This is a genomic window from Dolichospermum sp. UHCC 0406 (genome assembly GCF_009712025.1).
GTDB lineage: Bacteria > Cyanobacteriota > Cyanobacteriia > Cyanobacteriales > Nostocaceae > Dolichospermum > Dolichospermum lemmermannii.
Genome location: NZ_VILA01000019.1, coordinates 106,231 through 120,106 on the forward strand (window position 1 = coordinate 106,231; position 13,876 = coordinate 120,106).

10 protein-coding genes and 1 pseudogene are annotated in these 13,876 nt (G+C 37.9%); 4 read left to right on the plus strand and 7 right to left on the minus strand.

The window, feature by feature from the left end; translation table 11 throughout:
• Nucleotides 1-16 precede the first annotated feature (16 nt).
• The 6 genes from FJR09_RS17885 to FJR09_RS17910 all read right to left on the minus strand — a co-directional run bounded on the left by FJR09_RS17885 (nucleotide 17) and on the right by FJR09_RS17910 (nucleotide 8,908).
• Complete coding sequence (locus FJR09_RS17885; RefSeq protein WP_254433139.1) at nucleotides 17-838, minus strand: hypothetical protein; 822 nt, start codon at nucleotides 836-838, stop codon at nucleotides 17-19.
• Entirely contained in the window at nucleotides 816-5,120 is a 4,305-nt protein-coding gene (locus FJR09_RS17890; RefSeq protein WP_168654145.1) for an AAA domain-containing protein, read from the minus strand. The genes FJR09_RS17885 and FJR09_RS17890 overlap by 23 nt, the downstream gene beginning before the upstream one ends.
• Before the next feature lie 94 nt (nucleotides 5,121-5,214).
• Complete coding sequence (gene grxD, locus FJR09_RS17895) at nucleotides 5,215-5,538, minus strand: Grx4 family monothiol glutaredoxin (RefSeq protein WP_015083325.1); 324 nt, start codon at nucleotides 5,536-5,538, stop codon at nucleotides 5,215-5,217.
• A gap of 87 nt (nucleotides 5,539-5,625) precedes the next feature.
• Entirely contained in the window at nucleotides 5,626-5,877 is a 252-nt protein-coding gene (locus FJR09_RS17900; protein ID WP_015083324.1) for a BolA family protein, read from the minus strand.
• Nucleotides 5,878-6,431: 554 nt separating this feature from the next.
• Nucleotides 6,432-7,052 (minus strand): hypothetical protein, encoded by a 621-nt coding sequence (locus FJR09_RS17905; RefSeq protein ID WP_041458583.1) that lies wholly within the window; start codon nucleotides 7,050-7,052, stop codon nucleotides 6,432-6,434.
• A gap of 167 nt (nucleotides 7,053-7,219) precedes the next feature.
• Nucleotides 7,220-8,908 carry an NAD(P)H-quinone oxidoreductase subunit 4 gene (locus FJR09_RS17910; RefSeq protein ID WP_015083322.1) on the minus strand — a complete coding sequence of 563 codons (1,689 nt, stop codon included), beginning with the start codon at nucleotides 8,906-8,908 and terminating at the stop codon, nucleotides 7,220-7,222.
• Between the two features lie 274 nt (nucleotides 8,909-9,182).
• On the opposite strand from FJR09_RS17910, the gene FJR09_RS17915 reads away from it, so the two are divergent.
• Both FJR09_RS17915 and FJR09_RS17920 read left to right on the plus strand, forming a co-directional pair.
• Nucleotides 9,183-9,989, plus strand: coding sequence for an inositol monophosphatase family protein (locus tag FJR09_RS17915; RefSeq protein ID WP_015083321.1), 807 nt, complete (start codon nucleotides 9,183-9,185; stop codon nucleotides 9,987-9,989).
• 35 nt (nucleotides 9,990-10,024) lie between these two features.
• Nucleotides 10,025-10,981: an alcohol dehydrogenase catalytic domain-containing protein gene (locus FJR09_RS17920; protein WP_168631889.1), complete on the plus strand. Its 957-nt coding sequence runs from the start codon at nucleotides 10,025-10,027 to the stop codon at nucleotides 10,979-10,981.
• Nucleotides 10,982-11,290: 309 nt separating this feature from the next.
• Here FJR09_RS17920 and cimA read toward each other — a convergent pair whose 3' ends face one another.
• Nucleotides 11,291-12,976 carry a citramalate synthase gene (gene cimA / locus FJR09_RS17925; protein WP_168651267.1) on the minus strand — a complete coding sequence of 562 codons (1,686 nt, stop codon included), beginning with the start codon at nucleotides 12,974-12,976 and terminating at the stop codon, nucleotides 11,291-11,293.
• Between the two features lie 165 nt (nucleotides 12,977-13,141).
• Between cimA and FJR09_RS25425 the strand changes: the two are divergent.
• Together FJR09_RS25425 and FJR09_RS17935 are read left to right on the plus strand one after the other, a co-directional pair.
• Nucleotides 13,142-13,381, plus strand: a pseudogene (locus FJR09_RS25425) ((2Fe-2S)-binding protein); the annotation flags it as partial.
• Between the two features lie 31 nt (nucleotides 13,382-13,412).
• Entirely contained in the window at nucleotides 13,413-13,874 is a 462-nt protein-coding gene (locus FJR09_RS17935) for a hypothetical protein (RefSeq protein ID WP_015083318.1), read from the plus strand.
• Nucleotides 13,875-13,876 lie beyond the last annotated feature (2 nt).

Here is a 13,876-nt window from a genome sequence, read left to right on the forward strand (position 1 = left end):
ATTTACATTTAACCTTTCAGTTCTGATTAATAATTTCTTGAGATAATTGACACAATTCCTCTAGAGATATCTTTTCTGAATTGTACAATTCTTCAATCTTCTGTGTAGCAACTTCTAAAATTTCTTGACCACTTCTGATTTGAATATTTAATTTATCTTGATTTCCATCATAAATCACAAACAGAGAGACATTTCTCTCCATAGTTTGTGTAATCCCTTTGACTTTAAAATCAGTCACAAATTTTCCTTCTGCTGGAACATGAAGAGGTAAATTAGAAGATTGAATAATTTCCTGAATATCTGCAAGTTGTAAACTAGAAATTGCAGGAATTTTCGCTTCTATATTCACAAATTCGGCTAAATCTGGCTGCTTAATTACAACATCTTCCAATGATTCATATTGAAATGTAATTTTCCCTGCTAAATTATCAGTAATCGCATAAATTGACACAGAGTATGGAGGTTTAGGGACAGAACCCTGTGCATAAAATAAACTCCCCTCTGCTGTGACAGTAATTTGAGGTGTATCTGCTAGGGTTTGTAAAGATTGCAAATTAGCAATGGTACTTTTAACAAATACAGAATCCAGCCCTAAGATAGATGCTAAATCATTAGCTGTAGGAGGAGGATTAAACTCCATAGCAGCACGAATAATAAACTCTTCTAAAACATTAAATTTGCGGGGTTCTTTAATGGTTAATTCTAAAGAATTTTGAATTACAGTATAGCCAAATTGACGCGCTGCTAAAACTGTTAAACCAGCAGTTTCAGTTTCAATTTTCTCAACTATATATTTCAGATTTTCATCAATTGGTTTAATTACAGAAACAGGAAACATCAATAAAACCTCCATGAGAATTAACAGTTTTGGCAACTTCAGAATACATATTACCTACTGTACCGGGTTTAGTTGTAAATAAATCATGACAACCAACAATTACTAATAATTCTTGTGCGCGGGAAAAAGCCACATTCACCCGTTCTGGTTTATTGGCAAATCCCACATCTCCTTGCTGATTGTTCCTTACCATACTCACAATTACCACCGGTCTTTCCATACCTTGAAATCTATCCACTGTACCTGTTCTAATTTGCAAAGAAGGGAAAAGTTCAGATTGTAAGCGTTCATCAATTTTTCTTAATTGAGCGCCATAAAATGTAATTACAGCTATTTCTTTTTTTTGTTCTCCATTTGCTACTTTATGCACCCAAACCTGCTCAAATTGGTGACAGATACTTTCAATCACATCAACTTCTTTAATATTCAAAAATGAAGTTCCATTACGTTCTTCTTGAAATTCATTTTCTCTGGGCATTTTTACCCAGCAGAGATGATGGTAAGATTGAATGATTTCTCCTGCTAAATTATGAGCGCGTTTTGTGTCAGGTTCTAAAATCCCACATTCCAATTTACCATGATAAAATTGATTAATTGCGCCCATAATCATCGGGTGCATTCGATATTGAGTATTTAGCATTTTTTTAATGCTTTTATCAGCGGTTTCAAACTGACTTTTAAATAATGATTCTTCTAAAAATTGTAATTCTTCCCTCGTATTCCCCATTGTTTTCGCAACTTCTTCCACAGTGCTAGTATCAAGCATAGGTGGTAATTGCCGATGATCTCCTACCATGACTAATTTTTTACCTTTCAAAGCCGGAATTAGTAACTCTGGAGGAGTGCATTTACTAACTTCATCAATAATCACAACATCAAAAGATTGGAATTCTTCTGAGAAATTATAATTTGCAGCTTGAACACAAGTAATACCAACAACGTTAGCATTATCTAAATAAATCCCTCTGAGGTCTTTACTATCTTGTTCTGAGGGTTGACGAAGTTTTGCAACCCAATCTTGCACAAAATTTTGATATTTGTGCAAATAATTTTCTTCACTTTTTAGCTGTCGTTTCCATGACTTAAATTTATTTTGAATATTGCATAAAGATCCTAAATCTAATAAATCATTATTAGATAATTCTGGTTTTAATTTATCTGGGATTGTTTGCCAAATTGACTGCCACCAATGCCGTTCGCTAATTAAACTAGCTGATAAATGTAATTGTGATTTCTGTTCTAAGTCAGATATTTTTATTTGTAATTCTGCAAGTTCTTGTTGATAAATATCAGCTTCTGCTTGGAAATTTGTGAACTCTTGATTTAAAGAGTCTTTAATTGTTTCTAAAACAGTAAAAGGTGCTAATGATGAAATCAGAGTTTCCATTTCATTAATACGATTTTCCCAAAACTTGACTTGTTGGGAAAATTCCTGGGATTTTTCCCAAATATTTGCTTGTCTAGTCAGATATTTTTCTGCTAAAATCCGTAGTGGTAGGGGGATATTTTGCTGTTTATGAAGTGCTTGTAAGTTATTGATAACTTCTGCAAGTTTTAAATTAGCAGCTTCTTTAGTTTTCTTTACCTGAGATTTAGCTTCAGATATTTGTGCTGATGAAATTTCATTTTCTGGAAGTTCCTGAAATTGCTGTTGTAAAATTTCTAATTGTTGTTCAGCTTCAGTTTTAACTCTTAAAACACATTGACGCGCATGAACTAAGATAATATCTAGTAATTCTTGGGTAATGCGGGTAAGAGTAGCTTCAATGTTATTCCATTCAAAGGACTTACTGTATGTTTTTTCCAATCTAATTAAAAAGACTTGAGTGTTTTCAACTAGCAATTTTCGCTGTTTAGGATTGAGGAGTTGATAATTTTGGAATTTTTGATAGGTTGTTTGCCATTGAATTTGATCAATTTTTGATAAAACTATAGGAATTTGACTAAAACTTTCTTGTAAAAAATAACTAAAATCATGTTTTTTACCTTTTTTATCGGTAAAGTTACCCGCTATTTCATAAGATATGGCTTTTGTTAATACTCCCCAATCTGGTAAACTGATTTGATAATTTTTAGGAACAATAGTTAATTTTAATGTTTTGGCAAACATCAATAAACCTAATGGTAAACCTACCATACTTTCTGTTAATTCAAAATCAGATTCTTGACATTCTTTCAATGCTTGATATAAGTTATTGTAAGCTGTAGATTTCCATTCAACAATGGCTTCAACAATATAATCAATTTCCCGTTTGCGATTTTCCCAAATTTGAATTGTTGTCCGTAAATCGTTTTGGTTATGACAATTTTGATGATCTGTTTCTAATTTCTCCAAAGATACAGAATGCTGCTGGAAAATATAAACTAATTTTGCTACTTCCGAAATAGCTAAACCGACATCATTAGCATCTTTTAATCCCGGTTTAAATGCAGAAATATGAGTTGTGATATTTTTCTGCAACCAAACTGCTAACCCAAATGCACCAAATCCCGGACGAGTAAAACCAAGTTCTTCAATACATTTAATAGCTTGACGCACATTTTCTCGAAAATTCTGTACTTCTTGATTATTTTCTGTATAAGGTTTAATTTGTGGTAAAAAACTGTTGATTTCTGAAGATTCCCAATCTATATTTGTGGCATTTTTGAGAATATTTTCTAACCCAGTAATTAATAATTCAATTTCTTTTTTAGTTACCAAAGTTTGATGATATTCAATTTCTTGATTTTGATAACTTGTTTCTAAATTATCTTTTTCATTTTTGAGTTCATTCTGTTGCTGATTTACTTCTTGTTCTGCCAGAAAATAGTCTGTAAATCGTGGTGATAATGGTAATAATTGATTGATAATTCTAATATTTTCGTGACGTTGACTGAGATTATTTTCACAGTCAGTAGCGGTATTTTGTAGCCATGTACCAATTACTTGATCTTCTAAAAATGGCTGTCCTTCTTCCCCAACTTTTTCGGCTCGTCCCTTTCTAATAGCACGAATAACGGGATTGTGAACTAAGCGACTGAGGGCGTTATCAACGGCTAAATTAGCTTGTGAGGTAATTAATGTGCGTCCCCCGCGCAAAGCTACTTGATAGCAAATTTCCGCAATTACGGTAGTTTTTCCTGTACCTGGTGGTCCTTGAATCAGCACTAAATCTTCTGCGGACAGGACTTTTTCAACTGCGGCTTTTTGTCCAGCATTTGCAGAAGATAATAATAAGTCTTTTGAGTTAAGTTTAATCCTTTTGATAATCGGTCTGGCTTGGGAAGCGTCAAAGAGAAAGTTACCTAAATAGGGGTTTTGAGTGCGTCCTTGTTTTAATTGTTCTAAGGCTTTTTCTTTCCGTTCAATTTGTTTGATGTCTCCAGCAGCATCAAAAAATAAGTAACCATTCTTGGGAAGTTGATAATTACCTTTGGCTATATATTCGATGATTTCTCGTTCTAATCGAACATGAATAAAATTATGTTTTTGATCAATTTTTTCAATAGTTCCTAGTTGACGACCGTTGCGACGATTTCTGTCTGTGGGTACGGAATCTAAAAAGTTAACTTCTTGATTTTTGGCTTTTCTTACCCGTTCCCAAAAGTTTTCCACACCTAAAATATTCTCTTCAGAACCGTTAAGGGTAGCTGAATTAACTTTAACTTCTAAAGCGATTTGTCGAGAATTTGAGCCATGATGAGAAATTCGGAAATATACACAAAATTGCCGGGATTTAGCAATGCGTTCTTCAACTTTTAAAAATGCTTTCCAGGCTTTAAGTTGATCTTCTGTGGGGACATGATTTCCGCAAATTGGCATATTTTTAATTTTTGCCAATAATGGTTTGGGAATATCCAAACGATGTTGATGATTGGGACTTAGTCGCAACCAATAGGGTAAAGCATAGCCGTCAATATTCCCCCGCAATTCATGTAATAAATAAGCTGATAAAATTTTAAATCCGCCATGTCCATCTTGACGAATAGCAGCTTTAAATGCTAAAGTTTTTCCTAGCTTTTTCAGTTTTTTTGGTAATTGAAAGTTATCTTGATCTGTGGCTATAGTTAGTTCCCAAATCTCTTCTCCTGGTTCTTTTGCAGTTCCTTGACGACGAATATAAAACAAGCCAGGTTGTTTACCAACTAAATCAAATAATAATTCATTGGCACGCTCTCGTCGTTCTCGAAATTCAGGATATAATTGTAGAGATGATTGACCTTCAAGATGGCGAACTAAATTATCAACGGCTGAACCTATAAACGTATAACCACAATCTTCTATCTTTGTTTTATTATTCATAGTTTTGGTAAAAAATATTAGTAATCAATAATGTAATATTAATAAGGATCAGATCCCCGACTTCTTAAAAAAGTCGGGGATCTTGTAGTTGATATTAAGAAGCTAGTGTTACTTCTACCAATTCTTGTAATTCACCTTTGTTGTACATTTCAATCAAAATATCAGAACCGCCAACGAATTGACCATTAATGTATACTTGGGGAATTGTTGGCCAGTTGGAATACTCTTTGATGCCTTGACGAATTTCTTGATCTGCAAGTATGTCAAGGGTTTCAAAGGGAACTCCTAAGGTATTGAGAATTTGGACAACGTTATTAGAGAAACCACATTGGGGCATTAATTTATTGCCCTTCATGAAAACCATAATTTTGTTTTCTTCTACCAAAGTATCAATTCTTTCTTTAAGTTCTGGGGTCATGATTAGTTATTTCCTTATGTTACTGAAATTCAAGAGTTGATACGATCTTAGATTTTGTTTTCTTAATGCAAAATCCTCAATCTAAAATTAGTTTGTTGCTTGCCAAGCTTCGGGAGTGTAGGTTTTAAGTGCTAAAGCATGAATAGCTTCGCTGGATATAGCTTGTTGCAATGCGCCATAAACTAGTTGGTGTTGTTGCACCATTCCCTTATCTGCAAACTGCGATGAAACTACTGTTACCTGATAGTGATCACCACCACCTGTCAAGTCTTGTACTTGCACTTGGGCATCTGGCATTTGTGCCTTGATCATTGTCTCTACCTGTTGCGGACTTATCATAAAAATACCCGGTAAGTGGGAAACTCAGACACTTCAGTGCTGAGAGGGAAACGACACTATGGCTTACGCCACGCTTCGCTATCGACAAGCTCAGTGACCGCTCGTGCGGTTTTAACCGCCTTGAATATTTTTTCATTACCGCCTTGGAGTTGGTAAATTCGGTGTACTTTTGTAATGTACTTTCAACGGGACAATTACCGATTCAAAATTCCCAACTCTGTACGCATAATGTGTTGCTCCGAAGAGCCTCCCATTTCTGGGGTAATGTTAGCTTCGTCAATGTTTTAAGAGCTTTTTAAACTTGCAACACTGTTTCAGTGACTTTAAAACTGTTTAATTGCAAATGACAGAGCAGGGAACTAGCTACGCATTCCGGGGTGTCGTGACTCAAAAAACGTAGTCAGTGAAGACTTAGACTGGTCAGTACAGCTTGCAATTTCTTACAAGCTCAGTCCCTTTAGGGCTGAGTTACTGACCGCAATTCCTGAAAAAACTTACTTCTCTATTATTAACAGATATGTCGCGGTTGGCTGTTGCCTGTTAGCATTTGCCGATTATTTTTTACCTTGACGCGGAAAGGGGGCATCTACAAAACCTAATTCAAATAATTGTTGGTATGCTTTTGTGCCTAATTCTCTGGTGGGGTTTTGACTTTTAATGATTTGCACTAGCAAAGGGATGGCTAATTCTGGCTGATTTTGCGCTCTATGTACTAAGGCTAACTGATAGGTGGCTTCATCTCGCTTTTGGGCAGTTGCTAAAGCATTCTTGCGGTGGGAATCGGCAGCACGAATGTCAATACCTGCAAAACTAGAATTTAGGTCTTGATAAAAGCTTGATAATTGATTATAAACTTGGCGGGCTTCTTGGAGTTTTTTGGCAGCCAGAGGGTAATCTTGACTAGCAACTGCTTGGGCTGATTCTTTGATCAAGCGATCGCCTCCCTCTATACTTAAAAGATTATTACTTATTCCTGTGGGGCTGAGGGTATTAGGCTGATCTGTATTAATAGGTTTTGGTTGTTCCGTAGGTTTGATTTGATTAGCGGGTTTGGCTTGATTAACAGGATTTGATAACTTTTTCCCCTGAGCATAAGCAGGTGACAGCAGACCCAAAACTGCTATGAGTGATAAAAATGTGAAGCGAATTAAGGGAGCAGCATTCATGAGTTTAATTAGTGCAATAATTCTATAGAAAAAGTTGGGAAACCTTGTGTATCTTAACTCTCTTTGTCCTAGAGATAAAGTCAGTCACGCGATAACCATTCAAAAAGCAGAAGAAAAAATCCCCCAACTAACGCTAGAGGATATATTCTCCATACTTTGTGTTAGTCGGCAGTTACCTATTTTAAAGTTCCCAAAACAGGAGTTAACTGAGTTGCTGGAATCTGCGGATTTAATAATCCACTAGCATAAACACGAGGATTGGTTTGGGAAATAATCGTATAAGATTGGCGAACATGAGCATTGACAGCTACAGTTTTCGCATCATACATTTGCATGGCTACTTTGGGGTAGAAACCAATGCCAATAATCAGCACCAGAAAACAGGCAGCAATAAACACTTCACGGGGTCTGGCATCAGTATATACCGTTTCCGTTGGTAAAAGGCAATCTGTACCAAAACAAGCCGTTCCTTCGTCTTCTTGATTTTCCAACCCAGCATTGTTAATATCGCAGATCAGTGCCGCACCAGAACCGTAAAATACTTGACGCAGCATAGAAAGGAGATAAATAGGTGTGAGAATAACTCCCACAGCCGCTAGGAAAACTGTAACGGTGCAGAATGTGGAAGTATAAACATCGCTAGTAGTTATCCCGACAAACACCGAAAGTTCACCGACAAAGCCACTCATTCCCGGTAAAGCCAAAGATGCCATTGCCCCCATTGTAAATAGAGCAAATACCTTTGGCATAGCTTGACCAATCCCACCCATTTCTAACATGACCATTGTGCGGGAACGGTCATAAGTTACACCAGCCAAAAAGAATAACACGGAAGCAATTAAACCATGGGAGATCATTTGCAACATTGCCCCGTTGATACCCAAATCGGTGAAAGAGGCAATTCCTATTAATACAAAACCCATGTGGGAAATGGACGAATAAGCCAAACGTCGTTTCATATTCGTTTGGGCAAAGGAATTTAACGCACCATAGATAATATTGACAACACCGAGAATGACGAGAACGGGGGCAAAGTAAAAATGAGCATCGGCAAGTAGGTCAAGATTCAGGCGAATTAGTCCATATCCACCCATTTTCAACAACACACCCGCCAAAATCATGGATACGGGAGAAGATGCTTCACCGTGGGCATCAGGTAGCCAAGTATGCAAGGGGAAAATCGCCAATTTTACGCCAAAGGCAATTAACAACCCAGCATATAGTAGCAGTTGCAGAGTGAGGGGATATTCTTTTTGTGCGAGTTCTGCAATATCAAAAGTGACATTTCCGCCGCCATATAGCCCCATTGCTAGGGCTGCCACCAAGATAAATATAGAAGCTGCTGCGGTATAAAGTAAGAATTTTGTAGCTGCGTAGCGTCGTCGTTGTCCACCCCAAATACAAACTAGTAAATATACGGGGATTAATTCGACTTCCCACATAATGAAAAATAACAGCAAGTCTTGGGCAACAAATACCCCAACCTGTGCAGAATACAACACAAGCATGAGAAAATAGAACAGCTTTGGTCTGCGGTCAACTTGCCAAGCTGAAAAAATCGCCAGTGTGGTCACAAATCCCGCCAAAAGTACCAGTGGGGCGGAAATCCCATCCACAGAAACTGCCCAGTTTAGTCCTATCTGAGGCATCCAGACATAATTTTCTACCAGTTGAAAACCCGCATTACTAGCATCGTAATGTTTCCAAAAGGCATAACACATCAAAATAAAGTCAGCAATACCTACGCCCAGTGCATACCATCTGACAAGTTTGCCGTCTTTATCAGGCAATACAGGAATGACAAAGGATGCTAAAAGTGGAAATAGGACAATTGCGGTAAGCCAGGGAAATTGAGCCGCTATCATGTCAATAGGAAAAAATACTTATTGGTTAATTTTGCTATTGTACTAAACTTTTTAACAATTTCTTTATAAGTTTTTACCCCAGGTTAGCATAAAGGAATATATACATAAATATATCTTATGCTGAGGATTGAGTAGATGAGAAAACGTCTTTATCTGTCTAATGATATAAATTCGCTCTGCTTTTAAGTGAAAAATTTTAGGCTTTTGCTGAGGATAAATGTGATAAAATTGGTTAATAGTTGACAAATGACAACCGACTAATAACAACTAACAAATGAACGATTTTTGGAATACGATTCTAGAGTTTGCAGAAACCACTACTATCAGAGTGGGAAAACAATTAATGCAGGATTTTGGTAAAGTCCAAGCTTCACAAAAAGCTGATGGTAGCTTGGTAACAAAATCAGATAAATGGGCAGATCAAGAAATTCGAGATGCTATTGTTTCTACTTTCTCCGGTTACGGCATTTTGAGCGAAGAAAGTAATCAAACTTTTCCGAATGCAGAATGGTGTTGGGTAATTGATCCTTTGGATGGTACAACCAACTTTACCAGAGGAATTCCGATTTGGTCTATTTCTCTGGGGTTACTTTATCGAGGAACGCCCATTTTTGGTTATGTTTACGCGCCACCATTAAATCAAGCCTTTCACGGATTTTGGGCGGGTTCATCAGGCTTAACAACGCCAACGGGAGCATTTTTAAATAATCATCCCATTCATACCAGTAAAGATGCTCCCAGCAAAAACCACTTTTTTAACCTTTGTTCTCGTAGTACCGACATTATTCAACCGGGTTTCCCCTGTAAAATTCGGATGTTAGGAGTTGCTAGTTATAACTTTCTTTCCGTCGCAACTGGTGCGGTTTTGGGGGGAATTGAAGCCACACCCAAGGTATGGGATATTGCTGGCGCTTGGGTCATTGTCCAAGCTGCGGGTGGGACGTGGGTATCGCTCAATTCTGAGTCTTTTCCATTATCGCCGGGAATGGATTATAGCGATCGCTCTTTTCCCACAATGGTTGTGAGTAATTCCGATATAGTTCCGATATTTACACCATTTCTAGAAAGTGCAAAACTTTAACAACTAACAACTGACAACTGACAACTGAAAAAATTATGAAAGGACTTTGGCTAGAAAATAATCAATTACAATTACGCACCAATATTCCTATTCCTGAACCACTACCAGGAGAGGCTTTGGTGCGGGTTTTGCGGGCGGGAATTTGTAATACTGACCTAGAATTAATTAAAGGTTATTATCCTTATACTGGCATTATCGGCCATGAATTTGTTGGTGTTGTTGAACAAGGTCCCAAACAGTTAATTAATCAAAGAGTGGTTGGTGAAATTAACGCTGCTTGTGGTGATTGTCGTTTTTGTCGGCGGGGACAACCAACACATTGCGAAAATCGGACAGTTTTAGGAATTGTTAACCGTCATGGTGCATTTGCAGAATATCTATCTTTACCTATTGAGAATTTGCATCTTGTTCCTGAAAATGTCTCTACAGCAGCCGCAACTTTTACTGAACCCATAGCCGCAGCTTTGGAAATTCAACAACAAATACAAATATGTAAAGATGACCGAGTATTAGTAGTTGGAGATGGTAAACTGGGACAATTAATAGCCCAAACTTTAGCCTTAACAGGTTGTGAATTATTAGTAGTTGGAAGACATAAAGATAAATTAGTAAATTTAGCAGCGAAAGGAATTAAAACTGGTTTCGCTGATAGCGTCACTGATAGATACTTTGATATCTCTGTTGATTGTACAGGAAATCCTGAAGGTTTTAATATTGCTCGTCGGGCTTTACGTCCTCGTGGTATATTAATCTTAAAAAGCACCTATGCGGGAAATCTCAGTTTAGATGCTTCTGCTTTAGTGGTAGATGAAATCACTCTCATTGGTTCTCGTTGTGGTCCCTTTGTTCCAGCATTGGAATTGTTAGCGACGGGAAAGATAGATGTTCAATCTTTAATTGATAGTCATTATCCACTTTCTCAAGGTTTAGCAGCTTTTGAGAAAGCCAAAACTAAAGGAGTTTTAAAAGTGTTGTTAGAAATGAGTTTGTAATTATTTGTCAGAATCAGGATTTACAGGATTAAAGGATTTGCAGGATGTTAGTTTGCATTTAAAGATAACCGACTTCTGATATAATTGATATTGATAAATGAAAAGATGTAGAAAATAAGTTAGGTATCTCACAACTCAGAATATTCAGAATTCAAATGTAAAATGTGTGTAATCAAAATGAATAAATTATCAATAGATAATCCTGTAAATCCTTTAATCCTGTAAATCCTGATATGGCTACGCCACGCTACGCTATCAGACATTAATCAGGTAGAGACATTAAACATCTCTACCAAAATTTATCAACCTCTAAACTTTCAACGCCTTTTCAGCTTGGAAATGCAGCAATAACCCATATTCCAAACCTTCAACCACAGCTTGATAAGAAGCCTCCAAAATATTGCTAGAAACTCCTACAGTAGTCCAGCGTTGTTGACCATTACCTGATTCTACCAAAGCGCGAGTTTTAGCAGATGTTCCCGTATTTCCATTGAGAATTCTCACCTTATAATCAGTCAATTCAAAATCAGCAATTTGGGGATAAAAATTCACTAAAGCCTTCCGCAAAGCGGCATCCAAAGCGGCTACTGGTCCATTACCTTCTGCGGCTTCGAGAATATTTTTACCATTAACAGCAACTTTCACCGTTGCTAAAGAATTAGTAGATTCCTTCATTTCCACCAAATCACAATGGACTTGAAAACCTTGAACTTCAAAAAACTGCTGACGACAGGATAAAGCCTCATACATCAAAAGAATAAAACTAGCTTCTGCGGCTTCAAATTGATAGCCTTGACTTTCCAATTCCTTCATGCGGTGAAGAATTTGTCTAGCTTGGGGATGATCCTTATCTAATTCAATCCCACAACTGCGAGCTTTAGCTAAGACATTACTTAAACCAGACTGTTCAGAAATGACAATCCGGCGGTGATTTCCGACCAATTCCGGTTGAATATGTTCATAGGTTAAAGGATTCCGTGCCACCGCAGAGACATGAATTCCCCCTTTATGAGCAAAAGCCGAAAGTCCCACAAAAGGTGCGTGTTCGTCAGGTGCGAGATTAACAACTTCACTGACAAACCGACTAGCTTCTGTAAGCTGATTTAGCTGGTGTTCACCGATACAACTATAACCCAGCTTTAGCTGTAAATTGGGAATCACAGAACACAGATTTGCATTACCGCAACGTTCCCCATAACCGTTAATTGTTCCTTGTACCATTCTAGCTCCAGCCATAACTGCCACTAAGGCATTCGCCACCGCCATTTCTGAATCATTATGAGTATGTATTCCTATTTGGGGAATTTTTTCTTGACAACTAACCCCTTCGGGGTTCGTCAGTCGCTCATGGGGGAAACCCCCAAGACCGCGCTGACTCACAACTGACAACTGACCACTGACAACTGACACAATTTGCGAAACTTCATGAGGTAAAGTCCCACCATTGGTATCACATAAAACTAACCATTCTGCACCTGCTGTGACTGCTGCTGTCAACGTCTGTAAAGCATAATCAGGATTTTGCTTATAACCATCAAACCAATGTTCAGCATCGTAAATTACTCGCCGTCCTTGAGAACGCAAATACTCGATTGTGTCCCCAATCATGGCTAGATTTTCCGCCAGACTGGTCTTGAGTCCGGCTGTAACGTGCAAATCCCAAGATTTACCAAAAATTGTCACCCAGCGCGTATCTGCCGCCAAAATCGCTTGGAGCATGGGTTCATCTACTGCTTTGGTGTGAGGACGACGGGTGGAACAAAAAGGGACAACTTCTGCTTGTTTGAGGGGATTTGCTTGAAGTTGCTCGAAGAATTGGACATCTTTGGGATTTGCTCCCGGCCAACCACCTTCAATAAAGGGTATACCCAATTCATCAAGTTTGTGAGCAATGCGTAACTTATCTTCTATAGACACTGACAGTCCTTCTCGTTGAGTTCCGTCGCGGAGAGTAGTGTCATAGATCCAAAGTTGATTTGAGGGAGTTGTGGTCATAAAAATTGGGTGAACCGTTGGTTCAACACTGACACCTGAGAGACAAATTTGCGGCGATGTGCCAATATACAACAAAACGCTATTTCGGTAATTTCAATATCCCTCAGTTGGTAAGGCCAAGTAAATTAATTGAGTGTAAAGAAGAGGCTGGGGATAAGGTACACAGAGATGATCAACTGTCGAGGTATTGGCACTTATGGTACTTATGCGGTTACAGTAGAAAGTGAGGTGTCCGCAGTGAGTTAGCCTAAGCAAACACAGCGATAGCGAAGCACAATCTAGGAATCGCTTCCTCCCCATTCTCCTACAAACGGCCTGGGTTTAACTTGCCAAATTCAGGTTTTAGGTGATGTCAAAGTAACTAAATTTTATGGGTTTTGGGGTCAAGGTTCTCAATTAGTTTAGATACCAGAAGGTTAACAAGGAGAGAAACAAGATGGGTAGATGGACACCCTTGATTTTAATGGCTGGCGGCGTAGCAATTTTGCTAGGTACGTTACTGGGAATTAATTTTCCTATGGGCGGACAACAAACTGCTAATGTTCCCCAAGGACGCAAAGAATCTAGCGTTCTTCCCGCTAATATTAATGTTAATAGTGCTGCGAATGGGAATGATTCGGAAAATACTAGTAGTAATGAGTCAGAAACTTCCAGCGGAAACAATTCTAATTCTGCCAGTGAAAGCCCTCGGAATACCCGTGTAGCTCAAAGTAATGCTTCTACAGAGACTACCAACAATTCTGCTAATACTACACAAGAAACAAGTGATAGTAATAAAAGTTCCAGTTCTACAAATGATAGTTCCAGTTCTCTCAATGAAACTTCTACTACAGAACGTAATTCAAATTCTGGTAGTAATACCAATCAAAACAAAGCACCAATTCGGGCTTTGTGGTAACT